At 40.0% G+C, this 26,272-nt stretch carries 24 protein-coding genes; 15 read left to right on the forward strand and 9 right to left on the reverse strand.

Translation table 11 applies throughout. The features are described 5' to 3' along the window. Window positions 1–103 precede the first annotated feature (103 nt). Complete coding sequence (locus H5116_RS13580; protein ID WP_024603969.1) at window positions 104–730, forward strand: riboflavin synthase; 627 nt, start codon at window positions 104–106, stop codon at window positions 728–730. Between the two features lies 1 nt (window position 731). Here H5116_RS13580 and H5116_RS13585 read toward each other — a convergent pair whose 3' ends face one another. Then, complete coding sequence (locus tag H5116_RS13585; protein ID WP_002962509.1) at window positions 732–935, reverse strand: CPXCG motif-containing cysteine-rich protein; 204 nt, start codon at window positions 933–935, stop codon at window positions 732–734. 103 nt (window positions 936–1,038) lie between these two features. Further along, window positions 1,039–1,911, reverse strand: a complete 873-nt coding sequence (locus H5116_RS13590; RefSeq protein ID WP_182716400.1) for a fructosamine kinase family protein — start codon at window positions 1,909–1,911, stop codon at window positions 1,039–1,041. Between the two features lie 124 nt (window positions 1,912–2,035). Here H5116_RS13590 and H5116_RS13595 point away from each other — a divergent pair, with 124 nt between their 5' ends. The 4 genes from H5116_RS13595 (at window position 2,036) to H5116_RS13610 (ending at window position 6,482) form a co-directional block, all read left to right on the forward strand. Further along, window positions 2,036–2,728 carry a hypothetical protein gene (locus H5116_RS13595; protein WP_024603971.1) on the forward strand — a complete coding sequence of 231 codons (693 nt, stop codon included), beginning with the start codon at window positions 2,036–2,038 and terminating at the stop codon, window positions 2,726–2,728. A 225-nt stretch (window positions 2,729–2,953) separates the two neighbouring features. Further along, window positions 2,954–3,739: a hypothetical protein gene (locus H5116_RS13600; RefSeq protein WP_002962505.1), complete on the forward strand. Its 786-nt coding sequence runs from the start codon at window positions 2,954–2,956 to the stop codon at window positions 3,737–3,739. 100 nt (window positions 3,740–3,839) lie between these two features. Next, window positions 3,840–5,222: an amidohydrolase gene (locus H5116_RS13605; protein ID WP_182672155.1), complete on the forward strand. Its 1,383-nt coding sequence runs from the start codon at window positions 3,840–3,842 to the stop codon at window positions 5,220–5,222. 12 nt (window positions 5,223–5,234) lie between these two features. Next, a complete protein-coding gene (locus H5116_RS13610) occupies window positions 5,235–6,482 on the forward strand; it encodes an amidohydrolase family protein (protein ID WP_182694075.1) in 1,248 nt (415 codons plus the stop codon). Window positions 6,483–6,765: 283 nt separating this feature from the next. On the opposite strand, the gene H5116_RS13615 is transcribed toward H5116_RS13610, so the two are convergent. Both H5116_RS13615 and cspD read right to left on the reverse strand, forming a co-directional pair. Continuing rightward, window positions 6,766–8,988 (reverse strand): NADP-dependent isocitrate dehydrogenase, encoded by a 2,223-nt coding sequence (locus H5116_RS13615; protein ID WP_182711173.1) that lies wholly within the window; start codon window positions 8,986–8,988, stop codon window positions 6,766–6,768. 511 nt (window positions 8,989–9,499) lie between these two features. Beyond that, window positions 9,500–9,718 (reverse strand): cold shock domain-containing protein CspD, encoded by a 219-nt coding sequence (cspD, locus tag H5116_RS13620; protein WP_002962500.1) that lies wholly within the window; start codon window positions 9,716–9,718, stop codon window positions 9,500–9,502. Between the two features lie 208 nt (window positions 9,719–9,926). On the opposite strand from cspD, the gene clpS reads away from it, so the two are divergent. Continuing rightward, window positions 9,927–10,235, forward strand: a complete 309-nt coding sequence (clpS, locus tag H5116_RS13625) for an ATP-dependent Clp protease adapter ClpS (RefSeq protein WP_002962498.1) — start codon at window positions 9,927–9,929, stop codon at window positions 10,233–10,235. Window positions 10,236–10,328: 93 nt separating this feature from the next. Further along, on the forward strand, window positions 10,329–12,590 hold the full coding sequence (gene clpA, locus H5116_RS13630) for an ATP-dependent Clp protease ATP-binding subunit ClpA (RefSeq protein ID WP_182716401.1): 2,262 nt from the start codon (window positions 10,329–10,331) through the stop codon (window positions 12,588–12,590). A 214-nt stretch (window positions 12,591–12,804) separates the two neighbouring features. Here clpA and infA read toward each other — a convergent pair whose 3' ends face one another. The 4 genes from infA to trxB all read right to left on the reverse strand — a co-directional run bounded on the left by infA (window position 12,805) and on the right by trxB (window position 15,575). Beyond that, a complete protein-coding gene (gene infA / locus H5116_RS13635) occupies window positions 12,805–13,023 on the reverse strand; it encodes a translation initiation factor IF-1 (RefSeq protein ID WP_002962494.1) in 219 nt (72 codons plus the stop codon). Between the two features lie 90 nt (window positions 13,024–13,113). Next, window positions 13,114–13,818 carry an arginyltransferase gene (locus H5116_RS13640; RefSeq protein ID WP_024606094.1) on the reverse strand — a complete coding sequence of 235 codons (705 nt, stop codon included), beginning with the start codon at window positions 13,816–13,818 and terminating at the stop codon, window positions 13,114–13,116. Then, the gene (gene aat, locus H5116_RS13645; protein WP_182716402.1) at window positions 13,811–14,527 is read right to left on the reverse strand and encodes a leucyl/phenylalanyl-tRNA--protein transferase; all 717 of its coding nucleotides are present in this window, start codon (window positions 14,525–14,527) and stop codon (window positions 13,811–13,813) included. The genes H5116_RS13640 and aat overlap by 8 nt, the downstream gene beginning before the upstream one ends. 97 nt (window positions 14,528–14,624) lie before the next feature. Beyond that, window positions 14,625–15,575 (reverse strand): thioredoxin-disulfide reductase, encoded by a 951-nt coding sequence (gene trxB, locus H5116_RS13650; protein ID WP_165723628.1) that lies wholly within the window; start codon window positions 15,573–15,575, stop codon window positions 14,625–14,627. 287 nt (window positions 15,576–15,862) lie between these two features. Here trxB and pssA point away from each other — a divergent pair, with 287 nt between their 5' ends. Next, a complete protein-coding gene (gene pssA / locus H5116_RS13655; protein ID WP_182716403.1) occupies window positions 15,863–17,188 on the forward strand; it encodes a CDP-diacylglycerol--serine O-phosphatidyltransferase in 1,326 nt (441 codons plus the stop codon). A 121-nt stretch (window positions 17,189–17,309) separates the two neighbouring features. On the opposite strand, the gene ald is transcribed toward pssA, so the two are convergent. Beyond that, window positions 17,310–18,431, reverse strand: a complete 1,122-nt coding sequence (gene ald / locus H5116_RS13660) for an alanine dehydrogenase (RefSeq protein ID WP_002962982.1) — start codon at window positions 18,429–18,431, stop codon at window positions 17,310–17,312. Window positions 18,432–18,573: 142 nt separating this feature from the next. On the opposite strand from ald, the gene lrp reads away from it, so the two are divergent. From lrp to H5116_RS13695, 7 genes are all read left to right on the forward strand, one after another. Continuing rightward, window positions 18,574–19,053, forward strand: coding sequence for a leucine-responsive transcriptional regulator Lrp (lrp, locus tag H5116_RS13665; RefSeq protein WP_007582985.1), 480 nt, complete (start codon window positions 18,574–18,576; stop codon window positions 19,051–19,053). 173 nt (window positions 19,054–19,226) lie between these two features. Further along, window positions 19,227–21,725 carry a DNA translocase FtsK gene (locus H5116_RS13670; protein ID WP_182716404.1) on the forward strand — a complete coding sequence of 833 codons (2,499 nt, stop codon included), beginning with the start codon at window positions 19,227–19,229 and terminating at the stop codon, window positions 21,723–21,725. Further along, on the forward strand, window positions 21,722–22,348 hold the full coding sequence (gene lolA, locus H5116_RS13675) for an outer membrane lipoprotein chaperone LolA (protein WP_138489158.1): 627 nt from the start codon (window positions 21,722–21,724) through the stop codon (window positions 22,346–22,348). The genes H5116_RS13670 and lolA overlap by 4 nt, the downstream gene beginning before the upstream one ends. Beyond that, window positions 22,341–23,684, forward strand: a complete 1,344-nt coding sequence (locus H5116_RS13680) for a replication-associated recombination protein A (RefSeq protein ID WP_182716405.1) — start codon at window positions 22,341–22,343, stop codon at window positions 23,682–23,684. Before lolA ends, H5116_RS13680 begins: the two co-directional genes overlap by 8 nt. Next, window positions 23,677–24,057, forward strand: coding sequence for a fluoride efflux transporter CrcB (gene crcB / locus H5116_RS13685; protein WP_021032117.1), 381 nt, complete (start codon window positions 23,677–23,679; stop codon window positions 24,055–24,057). The genes H5116_RS13680 and crcB overlap by 8 nt, the downstream gene beginning before the upstream one ends. A 9-nt stretch (window positions 24,058–24,066) precedes the next feature. After that, window positions 24,067–25,371, forward strand: coding sequence for a serine--tRNA ligase (serS, locus tag H5116_RS13690; protein ID WP_002962971.1), 1,305 nt, complete (start codon window positions 24,067–24,069; stop codon window positions 25,369–25,371). 359 nt (window positions 25,372–25,730) lie between these two features. Further along, complete coding sequence (locus tag H5116_RS13695; RefSeq protein ID WP_182716406.1) at window positions 25,731–26,054, forward strand: low molecular weight protein tyrosine phosphatase family protein; 324 nt, start codon at window positions 25,731–25,733, stop codon at window positions 26,052–26,054. The last annotated feature ends 218 nt before the right edge of the window (window positions 26,055–26,272 follow it).

Below are 26,272 nucleotides of genomic sequence, written 5' to 3' on the forward strand. Positions count from 1 at the left end.
CGGCAATTGTAATCTATTGCGTTTCAAATAAAAATCACAGTAGTGAATGATTTTATGAGTTGATACGTTAAACTAGCACTTTGTAATAATTTTAAGTGATTTTATGTTTACAGGAATAGTGCAAACACAAGCAACAGTGGTCTCTAAAACGCAAGCTGATGGTGTGTTACGCTTAGTTGTATCGGTGAGCGATGAGTACGTTAAGCATTTAGATTTAGGCGCAAGTATTGCTATTAATGGCTGTTGTTTAACGGTTGTGCAAGTTGAGCTAAGTAATCATGATGTGGTGGCGCAAGTGCATTTTGATGTGATTGACGAAACCCTAAAGTTAACTAATTTAGGCCTGCTTGAGCTAGGTAGTTTAGTAAATTACGAACGCTCTGTTACGTTTGGTACTGAGCTAGGTGGGCATATAGTGTCTGGGCATATTCATTGTACGTCACAAATCTCTCAAATAGTGAAGCTTGAGAATAACTGCAAAATACAATTAAGCTTGCCAAAAGAGTGGCAAAAGTACGTGTTATATAAAGGCTTTGTTGCTATAAATGGCGCAAGCTTAACCGTAGGCGAAGTTGATGAACAAGGTTTTTGGATACACCTAATTCCGGAAACGCTCGCCATTACAAACATTGGTGCAGCGCAAGTGGGTGACAAGTTTAATATTGAAGTTGATCAGCAAACTTACACTATTGTAAATACGGTAGAGAACTACTTACGCCATCAGGCTTAAGTTAAAATATTTGTTCGTCGTCACTGTCTACGTGTAGCTCCAATTTATTGTTAGCATGGTCTATATGCATATTTAAATGAATAGGGTTACAACAGGCAGTGCAATCTTCTATATAGTCTTGATCGCCGCTGCTAGCGTCTAAGTCTAGATGTATGTGGTGTCCGCAGTGTGGGCACGTTATTCGTTGTGATAAAAAATCTTTCATAATCACTCCAGTTATAAATAATTAAGTTAGGTTCAACTTAATCGCTTACAGATGAACGTCTACTTACTCATTAAATATAGTGCTCAAATGCAGCTTATGACACTTATTTTATACCTTCAAATACCAGCTTTTCTATATGTTGTTTAGCTTCAGTAAGATAGTGACCGGCAAAGATGTTGGCGTGATTTAAAATGGGGTATAGCTGGTATATTAACTTACGCTTCTCGTAATTTTGAGAAAGCGGGTAGTGCGCGTTATAGGCGCTATAAAAGTCTTTAGGCAGGGGGGCAAATAGTTCGCTCATTGCAATATCCACTTCCCGATCACCATAATAACAAGCCGGGTTAAATATTGTTGGTTCTGCTTTTAAAAATCCCATATTGCCACGCCAAAAATCGCCATGCAGTAATGAAGGTTGTACTTGATGGCTATGTAGTTGCTCTTTTACGGTATTAATTAAGCGTTCGGGTTCAATAAAGTTAATGCCTTTTTCAGCGAGTAGTTGTAATTGCCACCCTATACGCTCTTCGGCGTAAAATACATCCCACTTTTTGTGCCAGCGGTTTGGCTGTATGGTCGTGGCTAGGTAATTATCTACATCAAAGCCAAACATAGCTTGGTCATGTTTTTGATGCATTTTAGCGAGGTTGCGACCCATATTAGTCCACGTGTCGTGGGGTTGTTTATCTAAAACAAGCCATTGTAAAACAATAAACGAAAACTCTATATTTGCACCAGTTGTAATACATTCAGGTACTTTAAAATTACTATTTTGCGCAATAAGCTTTAAGCCAACAAATTCACTTTCTAAACGCTCGAGCTCGCTTTTTAGTGCTATTTTAACGAAGTAGTTATGCGTACCATTGGTAATATGAAATAGTTTGTCGGTGTTTGTACTTTGTAATTGGCGTTTGTAGGTGTGCTTAAAGTCAAAATTAATGGCTTGGCTGATGTGCTCATTTACTGTTTTCCACATAACAATTGCTCGCCTTTTAAACAGATACTTAAACTATGGCAAAAAGGTATTAATTTAACAATCTAAACGTTGTAAAATTAACGGCTATATTGAATAAAATTACACTTACTGTAGTGGAGTTAAAATGAACAAAAGTTTAATAACCAATTTGCTAGCGGGTTTATGTGTTGTTGTAGGTTTTATGTTTAACCAAGCAATTGTGTTGTCTGTTGGTTTATTTGCACTTTCTGGCGCGGTAACTAATTTATTAGCTATTCATATGTTATTCGAAAAAGTCCCGTTTTTATATGGTTCTGGTGTTATAGCGCTTAAGTTTGAAAGCTTTAAAGTAGCTATACGAAACCTGATATTAACGGAGTTTTTTTCAGAGCAAAAAATTAATAATTTACTCAATAAAGCGCAGCCCAATATCGACTTTGAGCCAATAATTAGCAATGTTGATCTAAACCCTGCATTCGACAATTTGTTAGAGGTAATAGAGCAGTCTCAGTTTGGTAGTATGCTAGGAATGTTTGGCGGTACAGCGGCAATAGAGCCGATGCGTGAAAAGTTTATTGAAAAAATGCAATTGTCGCTTAGTGAGATTTCTCAAACTGACGACTTTAAAGCATTAGTAAGCCAAACACTTTCACAAGGTAATAGCGCAGAAAGCCTACATAAAACGGTGCTTAAACTAGTTGATGAGCGCTTAGATGAGCTTACTCCTAAAATGGTTAAAGAGATTATTCAGACCATGATCCGCGAGCACCTAGGCTGGCTTGTAGTATGGGGCGGTGTGTTTGGTGGTTTATTTGGTTTAATAGCGGCCGTTATTTAAATCTAGCGACTAATAAAAAACATAATCATTCTATTGCATTAAATAGTGTACTTACTGCGTTAAAAATTATTTGTATAGAATAACTACACGTTGTTATTTGTGCCTGTTATTGCACTACTTTTTAGCGAAATAACAGAGCACTAATTTAATGCAATTGGTATAACTTATTTTTTCAGGCTGTTATTATCGCCTCCATAATTTAGTCGTGTTTTTTTAGGAGCAACGGTGAGCAAAACGTTAGCCAGTTATTATCAGCAAGCATATGCGTGCGATCAGCAGCATTTTAATCAGTGTTTTTATTGTGGCTGTGAAGCGACAGAGCGCGATCATTGTCCGCCACTGCATATGCTACAAAGTATCGTTGATTTAGGTGAAGAGGCTGACTTTATCTCAATCCCTGCGTGTTATGAGTGCCACGCACTTTTACATAACGAAAGACTGATGACGATTGATGAGCGCTTTACCAAACTTAAAAAAAAGCTCTCAAATAAATATGCTAAACCACTGCGCGTTTATAACATGTGGGAAGAAAGCGAACTTGGCGACATGAGCGACGAGTTTGCCCATAGTATTCAAGCGGGTATGAAATTAGGCAAAGAAGCCGCTGAGCGTTTAGCCTTTACGGGTTTTAGCTATGCCACAGAAGATGCCAAAGTAGCAGTGCGCGAAAAAACAAAAGAGTTTGATGTAGAAGGCATGATATTTACCGACTTTAAAGAGGCGTTAAATTACTGCATTAACGATTTAAATGTTCAAAAAAGCGACTTTTATAAAATTTTGGTTGAAGACTACCAAGGCGATTTTAATAAAGCATTGAGCCAGTATCGTCATCGTCATGACAAAGTAACTGCGGCTAAAGATGGTAATACACTTATTAAAGATTTTTCTAAGCTACATAAGCAAAACTCTGATTTTGTAACGCGTACGGTTAAGCACTTTATTAGTAAAGATCCTTCGCTTACCACCGAAGGTGCGCTTGAAAAGCTATATAACAATTATATAAAGAAATAATTACAGAAATTCATCTTAATTAACTGCGTTTTCACCTGTTTTTTTGGCTTTATTCCTTAGCTTTCGCTAAAGTAGCAAAAAAACAGGAGATCCAAACAACATGCAAAAATTTGCACCTTCTTTATTAGCGGTTGGCTTAGCTGCTGCACTTGTAGGCTGCCAAGAAAACGGCCCACAAGACGATAAAATAACAATTAACAAAAATCCTTACCCAAGTACTTATCAGCCAATTTCTACATCAAGCACTCTTATTACAAATGCAACAGTACTTACCGGTACTGGTGAGCGTTTAGATGAGGCTGATGTATTACTTGTTGATGGTAAAGTACAACAAGTAGGTAAAGACTTAACTGCCACTGCTGATATAACAATTGATGCACAAGGAAAATGGGTAACACCGGGTATTATTGACGTACATTCACATTTAGGCGCATACCCAAGTCCTTCGGTCGAGTCGCATCAAGATGGTAACGAAATGACCAGCCCTAACACTGCAGAAGTGTGGGTTGAGCATTCTGTTTGGCCACAAGATCCAGGCTTTAATCGTGCACGCGAAGGCGGCATTACTTCTCTACAAATTTTACCAGGCTCAGCTAACTTATTTGGTGGACGCGGCGTTACGCTTAAAAACGTACCAGCGCACACTATGCAAGGGATGAAATTTCCAGAGGCGCCGTATGGTTTAAAAATGGCGTGTGGTGAAAACCCTAAACGTGTTTATGGTCGTCAAGGTGTATTGCCTTCAACCCGTATGGGTAATATGGCTGGTTACCGTATGGCATGGGCTGAAGCCGCTGAGTACAAACGTGCATGGGATAAATACGATGCCGATTATGAAGCCGGTTTAAACCCAGAAGCGCCAGTACGTGATATTAAACACGATACGCTTCGCGGTGTGCTTGAAGGCGAAGTACGTATTCATAATCATTGTTATAAAGCTGAAGAAATGGCAATGATGATTGACCTGTCAAAAGAATTTGGTTACCACGCAGGTACTTTTCATCACGGTGTAGAAGCATATAAAATTGCTGACTTACTTGCGCAAAATGGTTCGTGTGCTGCACTTTGGCCAGACTGGTGGGGCTTTAAAATGGAAGCCTACGACATGGTTCAAGAAAACGTAGCTATTGTTGATGCGGTTAAAAACTCGTGTGCAGTTGTTCACTCAGATTCAGATACTACTATTCAGCGTTTAAACCAAGAAGCGGGCAAGGTGATGTACCGAGCTAACGAAAATGGTTTTGATATTTCTGAGCAACACGCTATTAAATGGATCACGTCTAACGCTGCTAAATCGCTAGGTATTGATGACAAAACAGGTTCACTAGAAGCGGGTAAGCAGGGCGATGTTGTTATTTGGAATCAAAGCCCATTTAGTGTCTATGCTAAAGCTGAACAAGTGTTTGTTGATGGTGCAAAGGTTTACGATAGAAACGACAGCGCGTACCAAGCAACAAGTGATTTTATGTTAGGTCAACAATAAGGAGCACCCAGAATGAAAAATTTATCACGTTCGTTTTCGCTTTCTCTGGTTGCTGCAGGATTATTAGCATCTGGTGCTGTAAGCGCACAATCGCTAGCAATTATTAATGCAACATTGCATACGTCTTCTGATCAAGGTGTATTAGAAGCGGCAAGCATTGTAATGACAGATGGTAAAATCACAGCGATTAATCCAACTGAAATTAAAGTAGATCAAATTATTGATGCAAAGGGGCAAATTGTAACCCCTGGCTTTATAGCAAGTATTAATCAACTTGGTTTAGTTGAAGTAAGTGCAGTTGCAGGCTCTCGCGATGCAGGTGAGGAAAAAGCTGGTATTGATTTTGATGTAAGCCTTGCTTACAACGCACATTCAAGCTTAATTCCTTACGCTCGTAAAGGCGGCGTAACACGCGATGTAATTACTCCTCATGGCGGCGATAGCATTTTTTCAGGCCTTGCGAGTGTTGTTGATTTAAGTGGTAGTTTTGACAGTGACATGCAAAAACAAGCGGCTTTAATTGTTTACTTAGGTGAGCGTAGTAAAGGCTCACGTGCTTTTACTTTGCAAACACTTATTAATAAGCTTGATGAGCACAAAAATAAAGCTGGTAAAAAAGCGAAAAAAGATGACGACAAGCCAAGTACTGAAGATAAAGTAATGGCTAAAGTACTCAGTGGTGAAATGCCATTAGTGGTTGGCGTTTCGCGTGCGGCGGATATTATTGAGCTAATTAAAGTAAAAGAGCAATTTGGTATTAACCTAGTACTTAACGGTGCGCAAGATGCTGTTGTAGTAAAAGAGCGCGTTGCTAAAGCAAATATTCCAGTGATTATTAGTGCAATGGATAGCTTACCAGGAAGCTTTGATTCGCTTCATGCGAGTTTAGATAATGCTAGTGTGCTTGAAAAAGCAGGCGTTAAAGTATTATTAACGGTAGGTGGCGATGCAAGTCACAATATTTATCAGCTGCGTTTTGATGCTGGTAATGCCGTGTCGTATGGTATGAGCCAAGAAGGTGCGTTAAAAGCGCTTACATCAAACGTTGCTGATGTATTTGGCATTAATGCAGGTAGCCTTGAAGTAGGCAAAGCTGCTGATGTGGTAATATGGAGTAATGACCCGTTTGAGCTAAGCAGCCATGTGAGCAAAATGTTTATTAATGGCGTTGAGGTTTCTACACAATCTCGTCAAGATAAATTGCGTGACCGCTATACGACAGATTCAAAAATGCCACGTGCTTATACCAACCCGCAATAATACTTAATCAATTTGAGGGATTAAATCTGACGGTAACTGCGTTAAAAATTTCTGATATAGAGCAACTAAATAACGAAATTTTTGCCTTGTTATCGACAAGATTTTCTTGCCTCAAAGTTGATCACTTAATTAAGCGAATTGGTATGATACTAAATAATTAAATAAATAAATTTGATTATTTTAAAGGCCGCGATTTTATAAATAGCGGCCTTTTTTACAAGATACAGACATAAAAAAGCCGCTTACTTTTGCAAGTAAGCGGCTTTTTTATTTAAACCGGTATTTATACTAATTTAGCAAGAATATCATTAAATGTAGTGCTTGGACGCATCGCTTTAAAGGCTGCATCATCGTTAGGCTGGAAGTAACCGCCTAAATCAACTGCAGGGCCTTGCGCATCGTTAAGCTCACTTACGATTTGCTCTTTATTAGACTCAAGGTCGCTAGCGATTTGAGTAAACTGTGCTTTAAGTTCACTGTCATCATCTTGCTTAGCAAGTTCTTGTGCCCAGAATAAAGATAGGAAGAAATGAGAACCACGGTTATCAATTTCTTTCACTTTACGTGAAGGCGATTTGTTTTCAGCAAGGAACGTGCCTGTTGCTTTATCTAGGGTATCAGCAAGTACTTGTGCCTTGTTGTTACCAGCAGTTACGCTTAAGTGCTCAAGTGATGCAGCAAGTGCTAAAAATTCACCTAAAGAATCCCAACGTAAGTGGTTTTCTTTTTCGAATTGTTGAACATGCTTAGGTGCAGAACCACCCGCGCCAGTTTCAAATAAGCCACCACCGTTCATAAGTGGAACAATTGAAAGCATTTTAGCACTTGTACCCAATTCTAAAATTGGGAATAAATCTGTAAGGTAATCACGTAGTACGTTACCTGTTACAGAAATCGTGTCTTTACCTTCTTTAATGCGCGCTAATGAGAACAATGTTGCTTCAAGCGGTGCTAAAATTTGAATATCTAGGCCAGCTGTATCGTGATCTGGTAGGTATTTATTTACTTTTTTGATTAGCTGCGCATCATGTGCACGGTTTTCGTCTAACCAGAAAATAGCTGGAACGCCTGTTGCGCGTGCACGATTTACTGCAAGCTTAACCCAATCTTGAATTGGTGCGTCTTTAACCTGACACATACGCCAGATATCGCCTTGCTCAACACTGTGCTCAAGTAATGTATTACCATTTGCATCAACAACACGGATAGAACCGTCCGCTTTTGCTTCAAATGTTTTGTCGTGTGAACCGTATTCTTCAGCTTTTTGAGCCATAAGGCCAACGTTTGGAACGCTACCCATTGTTGTTGGATCAAATGCACCATTTTCTTTACAAAAATCGATAGTTGCTTGGTAAACACTTGAGTAACAGCGATCAGGAATTACAAAGCTAGTGTCTTGTAATTTACCATCGTTATTCCACATTTGACCGCTTGAACGGATTGCTGCAGGCATAGATGCATCGATGATCACGTCACTTGGTACGTGTAAGTTTGTAATACCACGGTCAGAATCAACCATAGCAATAGCAGGGCGGTTAGCGTAAACAGCTTGAATATCTGCTTCAATTTCTTCGCGCTTAGCATCGTCTAATGTTTGGATTTTAGAATATACGTCGCCTAAACCATTATTTACATCAACACCTAGCTCTTCAAAAAGCTCACCGTGTTTAGCAAATACATCTTTGTAGAATACTTTAACAGCGTGACCGAAGATGATTGGATCAGATACTTTCATCATTGTCGCTTTCATGTGAAGCGAGAACAAAACACCTTTCTCTTTAGCAGCGTCAATTTCTGCAGCTAAGAAAGCTTGAAGCTTAGAAGCGCTAATGCTTGATGCATCAATAACTTCGCCAGCTAAAAGAGGTGTGCTTTGTTTAAGAACAGTAACGTCACCGTTAGTTGCAACATGTTCAATACGCACATCAGTGGCTGTATCAACAGTTACTGATTTTTCTGAACCGAAGAAATCGCCTTCGCTCATACTTGCAACGTAAGACTGAGAATCTTTGCTCCACGCACCCATTGAATGTGGGTTGTTACGTGCATATTCTTTTACAGAGCCTGGCGCGCGACGATCTGAGTTACCTTCACGTAGTACAGGGTTTACTGCACTGCCTTTAATTTTGTCGTAAGCCGCTTGAATTGCTTTTTCTTCATCATTTTTAGGTTCCACAGGGTATTCTGGAAGAGCGTAACCTTTTGCTTGAAGCTCTTTAATTACAGCGCGAAGCTGTGGTACAGATGCACTGATGTTTGGTAATTTGATGATGTTTGCTTCTGGTGTTTTAGCAAGCTCGCCAAGTTCAGCAAGTGCATCACCAATGCGTTGTTCTTCTGTTAAATAATCAGGGAAGCTAGCAATTACACGACCTGCTAATGATATGTCGCGAGTTTCAACTTCAACACCGGCCGCATTTGTATATGCTTGGATGATCGGTAGCAACGAATAAGTTGCTAGTGCCGGAGCTTCGTCCGTTTTTGTATAGATAATTTTTGATGTCATCATCATTCCTAGATAGTCGACCGATAAGGTCTTATTCAACAATGCAAAGAAAATCATTACTTATGAGTGAGTACATATTATTAAACAAGTTAATAAACACGTACGCTCGTAATGAGTAGTTTGTTAGGTGTTGGTACTCAGCGTTGCTCTTTTATAAAAGCAGAATAGTCACACCTGACGAACTGGAATCGTATTTATAGCTAAAAAATTAACAAAAATAAATCAGCCTTTAGCCTAGTACATATAAAAGAGGCGATAAGGTGTTATGCGCAATTTTTAGCACCAAGAGTGTAACAAGCTTAAATAAAAAGGGCTAGAGTTTGAGCATGCCCAATAAGCAGTTAAACAATCAACTCTTAGAACATTGGGGTATATAAAATAAATTCAAGGAAAAGGGTTGAATTTGAATGAAAAGAGGCAATAAATAAGAGAAGAAGAGATAAGTTAGTATGCTTAAGGAATTAAGCGAGGATCTTAAAAGGTCGCTCGCTTTAGTCGAACAAAACAATCGTCACTCAATAATGTCACCATCTGGGGCAATATTTTTAGCGTGTAGGCCTTTAGGCCCTTGTTCTAATTCGAATGTTACATCTTGACCAGCTTTAAGCGTTTTATAGCCGTCCATTACAATTGTTGAGTAATGAGCGAAGATATCATTCTCGCAGCCGTCTTCTACGATGAAACCAAAACCTTTGGCGTTGTTGAACCATTTAACTTTACCACAAGCCATACTTCTACATCCTTCAATAAGTTGACTAATTTAGTTATTCTAAACCGTATAATTTGCTAGACTGACTAAGGTTTAATCAATCTATGTTTGACTGTAGTTTATTTAGCCAACCAGTCAAGTGTTTTGAGTTATTTTTTAACATTTTATTTATTTTTTATTCAAGTTTGCTTGAGTTACAAAGACAAGACTATATTTAATTATGAGTGGTATGAAAGATTCAGGTGTTATCGACACAGTTCGCGACAGTGAAAAGCAAAAGCTACAGCCGCCGCGAAAATATAAAGTTGTTTTAAATAACGACGACTACACGCCGATGGACTTCGTAATTGAAGTTTTAACGACGTTTTTTAATATGGATAGCGATAGAGCAACCGATGTGATGCTTCAGGTTCATGAAAAAGGTAAGGGTATTTGCGGTGTATACAGCGCCGATGTTGCCCACACCAAAGTTGAACAAGTTAACCGTTACTCACGGGATAACGAGCATCCACTGCTTTGTAGTTGTGAGCAGGAATAATACCAATTTAATACAATTGGTATAAATACCAATTAGGGTGATCAAACATCCGATTGTTGTGGTATAAATTATTATCTCAGTAAGGGGTTGCCAATGCTAAACAAAGACTTAGAACTCACTTTAAATGCCGCGTTTCGTGAAGCGCGCACTCGCCGTCATGAGTTTATGACCGTAGAGCACCTTTTACTTGCGCTATTAGATAATCCTTCTGCAGGAGAAGCCTTAAACGCGTGTGGTGTTAAACTTTCAGGCTTAAAAACCGAATTATTAGAATTTATTGACGAAACAACACCTGTCATCCCAGATTTAGAAGAAGAGCGTGAAACTCAGCCAACGCTTGGTTTTCAGCGTGTATTACAACGTGCTGTGTTTCATGTGCAATCGTCAGGAAAAAACGAAGTGACGGGTGTCAATGTACTGGTTGCTATTTTTTCAGAGCAAGAGAGCCAAGCTGTTTATTTACTTAAAAAGCATGATGTATCGCGCTTAGATATTGTTAACTTTATTTCGCACGGCATTTCAAAAGCTGATGATGAACTAGGCGACGACAGCGATGATATACATGAAGAAGTGCAAGAAGTTCAAAACGAAGAAGCAAGTAAGCTAGACAGCTTTACAACTAACTTAAACGCTCAGGCTCGTGAAGGTAATATTGACCCATTGATTGGGCGCGACAGCGAAGTAGAGCGCACGGTACAAGTATTGTGTCGTCGTAAAAAGAATAACCCATTACTTGTTGGTGAAGCGGGCGTTGGTAAAACAGCCATTGCTGAAGGTTTAGCATACCGTATTGTGAACGAGCAAGTACCAGAAGTAATTGCAGATGCAGTTGTGTACTCACTAGATATGGGGGCATTGCTTGCAGGTACTAAATACCGTGGCGATTTTGAAAAACGCTTTAAAAGCTTATTAAAAGAGCTTCAGGCACAACCTGGGTCTATTTTATTTATTGATGAAATACATACCATAATAGGTGCTGGCGCAGCGTCTGGTGGCGTTATGGATGCTTCAAACTTACTTAAACCACTTCTTTCAAGTGGTAAGTTACGCTGTATGGGTTCAACCACTTACAATGAGTATAAAAATATTTTTGAGAAAGACCGTGCATTAGTACGCCGTTTTCAAAAAATTGATGTACTTGAACCAAGTGTTGCTGATACCACTAAAATTTTAAATGGATTAAAAGAGCGTTACGAAGAGCACCATGGTATTCGCTACACTCAAAAAGCATTAAAAGCAGCTGCTGAACTTAGTGCTAAATACATTAATGAGCGCCACTTGCCAGATAAAGCAATTGATGTAATTGATGAAGCGGGCGCTAACCAACGTTTACAACCTAGTTCTAAACGTAAAAAAACCATTGGTGTGGCTGATATAGAGCTAATAATATCGAAGATGGCACGTATTCCACCACAAAATGTGTCTTCAACAGATAAAGAGACGCTTAAAAATCTAGACCGTAATCTAAAAATGCTTGTGTTTGGACAAGATCAATCTATTGATGCACTTACATCGGCTATTCGTTTATCTCGCTCAGGTTTATCAAGCGAAGAAAAACCAGTGGGTTCGTTCTTGTTTGCAGGCCCAACAGGTGTTGGTAAAACAGAAGTAACCAAGCAACTTGCTAAATGTATGGGTGTTGAGTTTATTCGTTTTGATATGTCTGAGTATGTAGAGCGCCACGCAATCAGCCGACTAATTGGTGCTCCACCAGGATATGTTGGTTTTGAGCAAGGCGGGTTATTAACCGAGGCGGTTATTAAAAACCCACATGCGGTTGTACTTTTAGATGAGATTGAAAAAGCGCATCCAGATATTTACAATATTTTACTACAAGTTATGGATCACGGTACGTTAACCGATAATAACGGTCGTAAAGCTGATTTTAGAAATGTAGTGGTTGTAATGACTACCAATGCGGGCGTACAAGAAACTACGCGTAAGTCGATTGGTTTTACAGAGCAAGATCACACGCACGATGCAATGGGCGAAATTAATAAAGTATTTTCGCCAGAATTTAGAAACCGTTTAGATAACATTATTTGGTTTAATCACCTTGAACGTGAAGTTATTTTACTGGTGGTTGATAAATTTATTGTGGAACTGCAAGCTCAGCTTGATAAAAAATCGGTTAATCTTGAGCTTACGCCTAAAGCGCGTGAATGGCTCGCAGATAAAGGTTATGACAAGGCTATGGGTGCACGACCAATGGCACGTGTTATTCAAGAAGAGCTTAAAAAGCAATTAGCTAATGAAATACTGTTTGGTGAACTTGTTGATGGCGGTACAGTTAAAGTATCGGTTAAAGACAAGAAGATTCGCTTTGATTACGAGAGCAATTTAACGCCAGCGTAAAACGTTAAATGCACAACTAAGTTAAATAAAAATGGCCCGCTAAATAATAGCGGGCCATTTTTTTGCCATTTTTATAGGCAACAAAAAACCCAGTAAAAACTGGGTTTTTTGTTTATTAAATGTAATTGCTAGTCAATGTCTATCAATTACATTTAATAAACGCTTAAAGCTAGTAAAACACTAGCCAAAAACTAAATCTCGTTTACGCACTTACTTAGCGAGCACGGAATACGATACGACCCTTTGATAAATCGTAAGGAGTCATTTCTACCGTTACTTTATCGCCGGTTAAAATACGGATATAGTTTTTGCGCATTTTGCCTGAAATGTGAGCCACAACTACGTGACCATTTTCTAGCTCAACTCGGAACATTGTATTTGGTAAAGTATCAAGGACTGTCCCTTGCATTTCGATTACGTCTTCTTTCGCCATGTTTAGCGTAACACCTCTTTAATAGTTAAACGCTGCAGATTTTGCCCAAAATACTCCAATAAGTAAAGGCGCAGGGGCTATATTTGCAAATTAAATAGCCACCCACTCATCATTGAGCTGTTTTTGAGCTGGTAAAAACTGAGTTTTGTACTTCATTTTATCGCATTCGTCAATTTGATAGCCTAAGTACACGTATTGCTTATTTTGCTCTTTTGCAAATTTAAGCTGCTCTAATATCATCACAGAGCCTAAACTATAGTGTTCAAAGTCGGGGTCAAAAAAAGTATAAATTGCAGAAATAGAGCTGTTCATACAATCAGTTACGGCAACTGCGGCTAAAGTATCTTGGTGCCATAGCTCAATAAATGTGATTTTGAGCCAACTGCAAAGTAAAAAGCTTTGAAACTGTTCTTTTTCAGGGGGATACATACTTCCATCCTGATGGCGCATCGTTATGTATTTACTATAGAGCGGATAATACTCAGGGCGTTCTTGCGTCGAGTATTTCACTTCAAACTGGTTTTTTGCTTTGTTTAGTTTACGTTTTTGCGATTTTGAAGGGATAAAGTCTTGTGCTAATACACGTACAGAATTACATGCACTGCATATTGGGCAGTGTGGACGATATATTTGGTTACCACTGCGACGAAACCCTAAGCCTAATAATGACTCAAATTTGTCTGTGCTGTAGCAACTAGGATCAAGAATAACTAATAGTTGCTCTTGTCTGTTGGGTAAATAACTACAGTCAAACTCTTGGGTTAAACCAACACGTGCAGGAAGTTGCTCATTCATAGATTGCGTCAAGTTCTTGTGGCTCCCACATAATAGGATTAATAATATAGTTATGTGCAGCTTTTAGTTTAGTCAAAAATGTTGAGCGGGGGATTACTTGTGCACCTAAGGTCATTAAATAAGGGTTTTCTAACTGGCAATCAATAAAATGCGCATTATGACGTTTAAGCCAATTTACCAGTGCCCACATAGCAAGCTTTGAGCAATTGGTTTGATGATGAAACATTGATTCACCACAAAAAACACCATTTTGCATAATACCGTATAAGCCACCTGCAAGCTCTCCGTTGCTCCACACTTCTAAGCTATGGGCAATGCCAGCATTGTGTGCATGAACATAAGCGTTGAGCATGTCAGAGGTGATCCAAGTGCCATCGGTATCAAGGCGTTGATCGCGACAAGCTTCTATTACCTCCTCAAAGGCATTATTAATGGTTACTTTTACAGGGTGCTTTTTTAAATGTTTACGCAGGCTCTTACTTATATGAAAATCATCCAGTTCAAAAATCCCGCGTTCGCTCGGCGACCACCACATAATAGGCTCATCTTCGCTAAACCAAGGGAATATTCCGCTTTTGTAGGCATTACTTAGGCGAGGTAAACTTAAATCTCCGCCAATTGCTAACAAGCCATCAGGGGATTCTAATGCGTATTCCGGATTGGGGAATGCTATATCGGTTTCACTTAATTGGTATAGCTGATTTCTCATACAGTACTTATTTTATAATTGATCGTAAAAGTGTAACTATATTTTAGACATAAAAAAAGGGCTGAATAATCAGCCCTATTATAATTTATTTAATTGCTTATAAATTATCTAAGAAACGTTCTGCATCAAGGGCAGCCATACAGCCTGTACCCGCTGATGTGATTGCTTGACGGTAAATGTGGTCAGACACATCACCTGCAGCAAAAACGCCCTCTACACTTGTTTGAGTTGCGTTACCATTCAATCCAGACTCTACAACTAAGTAGCCATCTTTCATTTCTAGTTGACCAACAAACATATCTGTATTTGGCTTATGACCAATAGCGATAAATACGCCTGCTAAATCTAGCTCTTCTGTTGCATCAGAGTGTGCATCTTTAATACGAATGCCAGTTACGCCCATTTGGTCGCCTAATACTTCGTCAAGCGTACGGTTGTAATGTAAAACAACGTTACCGTTAGCTGCTTTTTCAGCAAGGCGGTCTGCAAGTATTTTTTCACTACGGAAACTATCACGGCGGTGAATAACATGTACTTCGTCAGCAATGTTAGATAAGTATAGCGCTTCTTCAACCGCTGTATTACCACCACCAACAACCGCTACTTTCTGACCTTTATAGAAAAAGCCATCACATGTAGCACAGGCTGAAACGCCACGGCCTTGGAAATTAGTTTCAGACTCTAAGCCTAAGTATTTAGCAGAAGCACCTGTTGCAATGATTAACGCATCACATGTGTAAGTACCTTGGTCGCCAGTTAGTGTGAAAGGGCGCTTAGATACATCTACTTTATTGATGTGATCGAATATGATTTCAGTTTCAAAGCGCTCAGCGTGCTCTTTCATACGATCCATTAATGCAGGGCCCGTTAAGCCGTGTGCATCACCAGGCCAGTTTTCAACTTCAGTCGTGGTTGTTAATTGGCCACCTTGTTGAATGCCTGTAATTAAAACAGGGTTTAAATTTGCACGTGCTGCATATACTGCGGCAGTATAACCAGCTGGGCCAGAGCCTAAAATTAGTAGCTTACAATGTTTTGCTTCAGTCATTATTTTTTCCTAAACGTTTAATACGGTCTTTAATGCGCTCGATTCTAAGAAAATCAAGGCGGATGTAAACAAAATCCGCGATTATTTTTTTTCGCAAATCGAAAAGCTGTGCAGTATTGTGTACTAGAGCTCAGTACTTTTACAGTTAAAACACCTAAGTAGCTCAATAAATAGACTAACAGGCAACAAAACAGCGTTAATTCATGACCCCTTTGATTTTTTTTGTTATGTTTTACCTAATTTTATTTGTCACTGATAGATTATGTGACCTAAGCGAATAGGCAACTATGTTATTTTGGCAGGAAAAACCCGCATTCGGGTTGACTTCAAAAGACGTTAACGTCTTAACCAATGCGCAAGATTACCGAACGCAATTGCTACGTTTGATAGCTAATGCAAAAAAACGAATTTATATCACAGCGCTTTATTTACAGGATGACGAAGCAGGCCGCGAGATTTTAGAAGCCCTGCATCGAGTATCATTAGAGAACCCTGCGCTTGATGTAAAAGTGCTGGTGGATTTTCATCGTGCGCAACGTGGTTTAATTGGTGCAGAGAAGTCTGATGGTAACGCAAGTTTATACTGTGACGATTTAGAAAAGTTTAAATCGAACGTACAAGTTTATGGCGTACCTGTAAAAGCTAAAGAATTATTTGGCGTATTACATTTAAAGGGTTTTGTCATTGACGATACCTTACTTTACAGTGGCGCAAGCTTAAACAATGTGTATTTGCAGTATAACGAGCGTTACAGACTCGATCGTTACTTTTTAATAACGCAGAGCGAGCTGTGTGACTCAGTGGTTGATTTTATTGAGACAAAGCTAATTAGCTCCGATGCTGTGCCACGCATAGACACACGACCGCTTAAGCGTTTACACGACTTCAAACTTGATCAAAAGCAATTAATGCGTGATTTAAAAGTCGCAAGTTACAACGCAGCAGAGCAACTGAATACGCAAGCATTAGGTATTCGTTTGTTTTTAGGGCTTGGTCGTCGTAATAACGAATTAAATCGTTTAATAAAAGCGTTATTTGATACCACAGAGCAAGAGCTTGTGTTGTATACGCCATACTTTAATTTTCCGGCGCCACTTATGCGATCACTGCGCCGATTATTAAAGCAAGGCAAGCAAGTTACGATTGTGGTAGGGGATAAAACAGCTAATGACTTTTATTTACCGCCAAGCGAGCCGTTTAGTAAAATAGGGGCGTTGCCTTATTTATACGAAACTATTTTGCATAAGTTTGTAAAAACGCAAAAACGCCACATCGATAACGGTAATTTAAATGTGTATCTGTGGAAAGATGAAAGTAATTCGTTTCATTTAAAAGGTATTTGCTCAGATAGAACAAAACATTTACTGAGTGGGCATAACTTAAATCCGCGTGCATGGGGTCTTGATATCGAAAACGGTATTTTAATAGAAGATCCAGAGCAAACAATTATGGATGCTATTGATAACGAAAAGCAGGAAATTTTACAACACTGCCGCCGTTTAACAGGCCCAGATGATTTAGAAACAATGGATGATTACCCGCAGCCAGTTAAAAAACTACTAGGCCAAGCTAAGCGCGTAAAAGTAGATTTTATAATTAAGCGTTTTATCTAAATAAGTTTATATAAATCTGAAATTTAAATATAAAAAAAAGCAGCTAATTAGCTGCTTTTTTTTATGGGTTGTAGTTAGGTTACTATATTATTTAATACCAACCTAACTACGAAACGCTAAATTATGCGTTTTCTACTGCTGTGCGTGGGTCAACATATTCCATGTTGAACGCTTCAGCTACTTCTTTGTAAGTTACTTGGCCTTTAATTACGTTTAAGCCTTTTAAGAAGTGAGCGTCATCTAGTAGCGCCTTTTTATAACCTTTGTTTGCAAGGTTAATGATGAAAGGCAATGTTGCATTGTTAAGTGCAAACGTAGATGTGCGTGGAACAGCACCTGGCATGTTAGCAACACAGTAGTGAACAACTTCATCAACGATGAAAGTTGGATCAGCATGCGTCGTTGCTTTAGAAGTAGCAATACAGCCACCTTGGTCGATTGCAACGTCAACAATTGCAGAACCAGGTTTCATTGCTTTAATGTGCTCAGCAGTTACTAGTTTAGGTGCAGCTGCACCAGGGATCAGTACACCACCGATTACTAAATCAGCTTCTAGTACGTGTTTTTCTAGTGCATCAGCAGTTGAGTAAATAGCTTTAACTTTATTACCAAATTGCGCGTCTAGTGCACGTAATACGTCGATGTTACGATCAAGAACGACAACTTCAGCACCAAGGCCAACAGCCATTTGAGCTGCGCTACGACCAACCATGCCGCCGCCAATTACAACAACTTTAGCAGCTTCAACGCCTGGTACGCCACCTAGTAGCATGCCACGACCGTGGTTAGATTTTTCTAGCGCTTGTGCACCAGCTTGAATAGACATACGACCAGCAACTTCGCTCATAGGAGCAAGAAGCGGTAAACCACCGCGTGAGTCAGTTACAGTTTCGTATGCAATACAAATAGCTTTGCTTTTTACAAGGTCTTCAGTTTGTGGAAGATCAGGTGCAAGGTGTAAGTAAGTGAAAAGAATTTGGTCTTCACGTAGCATTGCACGTTCAACAGCTTGCGGCTCTTTTACTTTTACAATCATGTCTGCTTTAGCAAAAACATCAGCAGCAGTTGCTAAAATTTCAGCACCCGCTTGTGTGTAATCTTCGTTAGTAAAACCAATGCCCATGCCTGCATCAGTTTCTACAATCACTTGGTGACCGTGGTTTACTAATTCACGAACACTTGCAGGAACCATACCTACACGGTATTCATGGTTTTTAATTTCTTTTGGAACACCAATAATCATATCATTTGCCTTATTAAGAACGGATTAACATTTTCCACTATTATATTCATCATAAGCCCGTGTGTCTCACCTTTTTTAAACTCAAATCTAGTGTTATCATCTAGATAATAAAAATAAACAGCATAAAAAACTAGTTGGTACTATGCATCAATTATTAGATAGAATTGACCGTAAAATTTTAATGGAATTACAACACGATGGACGTTTGTCGAACGTAGAACTGGCCAGACGAGTTGGCCTAAGCGCCACACCCTGCTTGGAGCGAGTAAAAAAGCTAGAACGGGAAGGTTATATACTTGGCTATAAAGCGGTGGTCGATCCCGCTAAGCTTGGGCAAGGTTTATCGGTGTATGTAGAAGTAACGATTACTAAAACATCTCCCGACGTATTTGATGAGTTTAGTGCTGCGGTTAAAAAGCACGAAGAAATTATCGAATGTCATTTAGTATCGGGTAATTTCGATTTTTTACTTAAAACGCGCGTAAATGATATGTCAGAATACCGTGGCGTATTAGGCGACATACTATTGAAACTGCCAAACGTAAGTGAAAGCCGAACTTATGTAGTAATGGAAGAAGTAAAAGGTGAAGAAGGCGTAATTATTCGTCCTTATATTACTTGAGGTTATTTATATTAACTGCGTCATTTGCTTATATAAGCTCAAATTATAAAAACTTGTTCATAATCAGGCCATCAAGGTTAAGATAAAGTGCAACAAATTGCATTTCCTGCTAAGGTATTTCACTGCTAAGTAAGTGTGAATAAAAATAGAATAATAAAGAGGAATAGGGAACTATGCGCCTAAACGGTGTGCAAAGACTATTAGAAACAGGGCTGATTATCAGTACCTTTACGGCAATATTTATTTTATGTGCCTTGATCAGCTTTGATCCAGCAGATGCTGCATGGTCGCAAACTAGTTTTAGCGAAGTAAGCAACATCACAGGAGCAGCCGGTGCATGGATAGCCGACATTTTATTACTCACCTTTGGTTGGTTGGCTTACTTAGTGCCAGCGGCCATTCAGCTATTTGGCTACTTGCTATTTAAACAACCTCACCGCATTTTACAGCTTGATTACACTACCTTAGCGCTGCGAGTTATTGGTTTTGCTTTATTTATTACCTCAGCTACCGCTATTAGTAGTATTAATTTCGACGATATTTATAACTTTTCATCGGGTGGGGTAGTGGGCGATGTTATTGCATCAGCCATGATGCCTGCGTTTAACTTTACCGGTACATCTATATTATTGCTGTGTTTCTTTTTTGCAGGGCTTACCTTATTGACGGGAGTATCGTGGGTTGATTTTGTAGATTACCTTGGCGATTTAATGGTTAGGCTTTATCGCTATGTTGTATCGTATGCAAAAGGCTGGATGCACCGAGAACACACTGCAGGTAAAGTAAATAATAACGATGAAGCAGACGCCCATTTTGAAGACGATATAAAAGAGCAAATAGAGCTGCCTACATCAGCTAAAAAAGCAGATAAACAAAAAGCAATAGATAAGCCTCAAACACCATTTAGTGAACCACAAATTAGTGATGACTTTATGCCGTTTGATGAACTTGACGATATACTCGATCAAGAAATTGGCTTTAGCGCAATAGATGACGAACCAATGGACACGGCTGCTGCATTAAATGCGCTTGATCAAAGCCCAGTTGTGGAGCCTGAAAAACCAGTTACAACGGTGGTATCGCCAGCAAGACCAATGCCTAAACCAAAAGCGCAATATCAACCACCACCAACGGCAAAAGAAAAGTTTGAGCAATTATTAACGCAAGAGCCACCACCGGGGCCATTACCATCGCTCGATTTACTCGACAGACCGGATAAAGCTAAAAACCCAATTTCGCAAGAAGAGCTTGATAGCGTATCGCGCCTAGTAGAGACAAAACTTCTCGACTTTAACGTACAAGCAACCGTAGTAGCGGTATACCCAGGCCCCGTTGTTACGCGTTTTGAGCTAGATTTAGCGCCAGGTATTAAAGTGTCTAAAATTACAGGCTTAGCTAAAGATTTAGCCCGTTCGCTTTCGGCAATTAGTGTACGTGTTGTAGAAGTTATCCCAGGTAAAACCTATGTTGGTATTGAGCTTCCAAATAAACACCGTGAAATAGTTCGTTTATCAGAAGTAATAAACGCCCCTAAATTTGAGCAAAATCCGTCGCCTCTTACCATGGTGCTTGGTAAAGACATTGCTGGTCAGCCGGTATGTGCTGACTTAGGTAAAATGCCACATTTATTGGTAGCCGGTACAACTGGTTCAGGTAAATCAGTGGGCGTTAATGTCATGATAGTAAGCTTGCTTTACAAATCGGGTCCTGACGATGTACGTATGATCATGATTGACCCTAAAATGCTTGAGCTTTCAGTATACGAAGGCATTCCGCATTTATTGTGTGAAGTAGTTACCGATATGAAAGAAGCTGCTAACGCACTGCGTTGGTGTGTAGGCGAAATGGAACGTCGTTATAAATTAATGTCAGCATTGGGTGTGCGTAACTTAAAAGGTTACAACCAAAAAGTGCTTGAAGCCAATGAAGCGGGTTACCCAATTCTTGATCCATTATTTAAAGACACCGATGGCATGAAAGAAGTCCCCGACGAGCTAGGTAAATTACCAAGTATTGTTGTAGTAATAGACGAATTTGCCGACATGATGATGATTGTAGGTAAAAAAGTAGAAGAACTTATTGCACGTATTGCTCAAAAAGCACGTGCGGCAGGGATTCACTTAGTGCTTGCTACGCAGCGCCCGTCAGTTGATGTAATTACCGGCTTAATTAAAGCTAATATTCCAACACGTATGGCGTTTCAGGTATCGAGCAAAATAGATTCACGGACAATACTTGACCAACAAGGCGCAGAAAACTTACTAGGCATGGGCGACATGCTTTATTTACCGCCAGGCACTAGCGTACCAGAGCGTGTGCATGGCGCGTTTGTAGACGACCACGAAGTACACGCCGTAGTAAACGATTGGAAAGCACGTGCTAAACCAAATTACATTGACGAAATACTCAATGGCGATGCCACTGAAGATATTTTATTACCGGGTGAAGCTAGCGAAAATGCAGATGAAGAATCTGATCCGTTATACGACGAAGCTGTGTCGTTTGTAATTGAAACCGGCAAAGTATCGGTATCGTCAGTGCAACGTAAATTACGTGTTGGCTATAACCGCGCAGCACGTTTAGTAGAACAAATGGAAACATCGGGTATCGTGAGTTCACCAGGTCATAACGGTGCTCGCGATGTATTAGTACCTAATGGAGCAAATTCATGAAAAAAGTTAACGCCTTATTATTAGTGTTAGGCAGCGTACTTGCCGCACCAAGCTTTGCTGACGACAGCCAAGCATTACAAGACAGACTTGCCACTTTAAAAAGCTTTAAAGCGCAGTTTGCACAACAAGTAACAGACAAAGAAGGCCAAGCAGTTATGCAAGGCGAGGGCACAATAGCGCTTCAACAGCCTATGATGATTCGCTGGCAGCAAACTAATCCAGACGATACGTTATTTGTATCAAACGGTGATAAAACATATTACTTCGACAGCTTTGCTGAGCAAGTAACAATTATGAAAACCAGCAGCCTAATCGACTCAACACCATTTGTGCTACTGACATCAAAAGACCCAGCACAGTGGGAAAAATACAGCGTACTTGCAACAAGTACAGGCTTTAGCGTAACGCCAAATAAAGGCGTAGAAAGCCAAGTAGAACAACTTGATATAGCATTTGCGGGTAACGAGCAAGGGCTTGCTAAACTAGTGGTTACCGACAACTCAGGGCAGCTATCGTCATTTACGTTTAACAATGCCCAAGTTAATACGCCGCTTGATCAAAGCACTTTTGAATTTACGCCTCCTGAAGGTGTTGAAATAGACGATCAGAGTAACGGTGAGTAATTTAGGTTTTAATTTTGGGCCCGATGTACGCCCACTTGCTGCGCGTATGCGCCCTACAACGCTTGATGAATACATTGGTCAGCAGCACTTATTAAGTGCTGATAAACCACTGCATCAAGCCATTGTCGCGGGGCGATGCCATAGTTTAATTTTATGGGGTCCGCCTGGTGTTGGTAAAACAACACTTGCGCAAATAATTGCCAACCATGCTGATGCCTCACTTATTCAAATGTCGGCGGTAACTGCAGGCGTAAAAGATATACGCGACAGCGTAACGCAAGCGCGGGACAACCTAGAAAGCCGTGGCCAACGCACCCTTATGTTTGTTGACGAAGTTCATCGCTTTAATAAATCCCAACAAGATGCCTTTTTACCGCACATAGAAGACGGCACCTTTATATTTGTAGGTGCAACCACAGAAAACCCATCGTTTGCCCTTAACAACGCTATATTGTCGCGTGCACGCGTGTATGTTTTAAAATCGCTTGCCGATACCGACTTATACACCGTAATAGAGCGCGCACTTAAACAAGACGAGCAGCTAAGCCAAAAACACATCACTATTGCCGACAACGCTAAAAAGGCACTGTGCCAAGCAAGTGGCGGCGATGCGCGTAAAGTACTTAATTTACTTGAACAAGCAGTTGACTTAACAACCGAGAAAAACGGTCAATACAACGTAGATGAGCACGTACTTAGCCAAGTGCTACCCACGCATTTAGCTAAATATGATAAAGGCGGCGATGAGTTTTACGATTTAATATCGGCCTTTCATAAATCAGTACGAGGTAGCTCCCCCGACGGTGCACTGTATTGGTATTGCCGAATTTTAGCCGGTGGTGGCGACCCTTTGTATGTAGCAAGGCGTTTACTTGCCATAGCTACAGAAGACATTGGTAACGCCGATCCGCGTGCGATGGAAGTGGCTTTAAACGCGTGGGATATATTTCAACGTGTTGGCCCAAGCGAGGGCGAGCGTGCAATAGCACAAGCCACACTGTATTTAGCCAGCGCACCTAAAAGTAATGCAGTTTATATGGCGTTTAATCAAGCAAAAGCAGATGCCAAAAACGAGCCAAGTTACCCAGTACCAGAGCATTTACGTAATGCCCCAACTAACTTAATGAAAGACTTAGGGTATGGCGCTGAGTATCGTTATGCGCACAATGAAGAAGGCGCATTTGCCGCAGGTGAAAAATACTTACCACCAGAAATGGACGGCAAAGAATATTACTTACCGAGCGAGCGCGGACTTGAGCAAAAAATTAGACAAAAACTCGATTACCTAAAAGAGCGCGATGCGCAAAGCCCACTTAAACGGTACGAAAATGATTAAACTTTATATGATGATCGCCCTTGGCGGAGCCTCAGGTGCGTGTTTACGGTTTTTTATTAGCGAAAGCATGCTAAAACTCCTCGGTAGGGGATTCCCTTTTGGCACGTTGACGGTTAATATTCTGGGTTCATTGTTAATGGGCATTTTGTACGGTTTGATAGATAAAGAAATTATCACCGCAAGCCCCGCCAAAACCCTTATCGGTATTGGCTTTTTAGGTGCATTAACCACCTTTTCAACATTCTCAATGGACTCGTTGTTGTTATTACAACAAGGTCACTTTATTAAAATGGCCCTCAATATCATCTTAAACGTGATGGTGTGTATTTTTATGGCTTGGCTGGGCCTTCAGCTAGTAATGCAAAAAGGTTAAAAAACTAACATGTTAGATTCTAAATTTTTACGTCAAGACATCGAACAAACTGCAGCACGTTTAGCGGCGCGCGGTTACGAACTCGATGTAGCGACGGTAACGGCACTTGAAGAAAAACGCAAAACATTACAAGTAAAAACGCAAGAACTTCAAAGTCAACGTAATGCAAGCGCAAAAGCAATTGGTCAAGCCAAAGCTAAAGGCGAAGACGCACAGCCACTACTTGATGCAGTAGCTAACTTAGGCAGTGAGCTAGATGCCGCTAAAACAGAGCAAGATGAAGTATTAGCCGCAATTAACGACATTGCTTTAGCAATTCCAAACTTGCCAGACGAGTCAGTACCAGCCGGTAAAGACGAAGACGACAACGTTGAAATTTTAACGTGGGGCACGCCTAAAAAATTCGATTTTGAAGTTAAAGATCACGTTGATGTAGGCCAAGACCTAAACGGTTTAGACTTTGAAATGGGCGTTAAAATTAGTGGCGCACGCTTTACTGTAATGCGCGGCCAAGTAGCGCGTATGCACCGTGCACTAACGCAATTTATGCTAGATACACACGCTGATAAAAACGGCTACACAGAAATGTATGTACCGTACCTAGTAAATAGCGCAAGCCTTTATGGCACCAGCCAATTACCTAAATTTGCAGGCGATTTATTCCACACATTAGGCCTTGTAAACGATGACGGCGAACAACAAGCCGGCTTTAGCTTAATTCCTACAGCTGAAGTACCACTTACAAACAGCGCCCGTGACGAAATTTACGACGAAAGCGATTTACCAATTCGCTTAGTTGCCCACACTCCGTGTTTCAGAAGTGAAGCAGGCAGTTATGGTCGCGATACGCGTGGCTTAATTCGTCAACACCAGTTTGATAAAGTTGAACTTGTACAACTTGTAAAACCAGAAGACTCAATGGCAACGCTTGAAGAGTTAACAGGTCACGCAGAGCAAATACTACAAGCATTAGAACTTCCGTACCGTAAAGTAATTTTATGTATGGGCGACATGGGCTTTGGCTCAGCTAAAACATACGATTTAGAAGTATGGTTACCTGCGCAAGATACATACCGCGAAATTTCATCATGTTCAAACATGGCTGACTTTCAGGCGCGTAGAATGCAAGCACGTTTTCGTCGTGAAGGTGTTAAAAAGCCAGAGTTACTACATACACTAAATGGTTCAGGCTTAGCCGTTGGCCGTACACTAGTAGCCATACTAGAAAACTACCAACAAGCCGATGGCACAGTAGTAGTACCAGAAGTATTACGCCCATACATGGGTGGACTTGAAGTGATTGGTAAACAATAAAAATCAAGTTTAAGTTAAGCAAGCTTTAAGCTTGTAAATCTTAAGACGAAAGCCGCTGTTTGCAATGAACAGCGGCTTTCTTTAGGTTAAAGGCAAAAGCTTAGAGAAAAATTTAAGTTATCTTATTAATAATATCGCTTACACCTATTTTATGGCTCATTACTTTTTTGTCCGATATTACTGATCTCTACCATTTTGGGCTATTTCTACATCAAGGAAACTTAAATATCGGCTAACTAGTTGTTTACAAGTCCTTATTAGCTGGTTAAATTAGAATCTTTGTAATATTTGGACATTTGTCGGTTTATAAAGCGACAAATGTCGGATACAAAGTTGTTATATGCCAAGAAAGGAATCGTGTGAATCTACTATTTGTTTGCTCTGAAAATAGATTAAGAAGCCCAACGGGTGAAGAGGTATTCTCTCAATATGATGGGATTAACTCTATTGGTTGTGGCACTAACTCAGACGCTGAAACACCTCTTAGCGGTGATCTAGTTGAATGGGCGGATATTATCTTCGTAATGGAAAAGTCACATCGCAATAAAACCTCAAAAAAGTTTAAAGATTTACTTAAAGGTAAAAAACTGGTGTGCTTAGATATTCCCGATAACTACGATAGAATGCAACCTGAGCTAGTAAAAATACTAAAAAACAGAGTGTTAAAGCATATTCGTATATAGGCATATAACAAGTCATTTCAGCAGGACAAAAAACAGTTGGTTTTTGCTCGTGCCTCGCTTATTTTAACCAACTATTTTATTGCCTCTGAATGAGGCGTTGGTATGACTCCCACTGTCAAGTTAAGCACACTGATCCTTGCTTCACTTTTTAAGCCATAATTACTTCAGCTCGAATTAGAGCGAGTTAATACATAGGATGAAGCAAGTAATTTCGTCGG

The organism is Pseudoalteromonas sp. SG45-2, assembly GCF_014164115.1.
Classification (GTDB): Bacteria; Pseudomonadota; Gammaproteobacteria; order Enterobacterales; family Alteromonadaceae; genus Pseudoalteromonas; species Pseudoalteromonas distincta.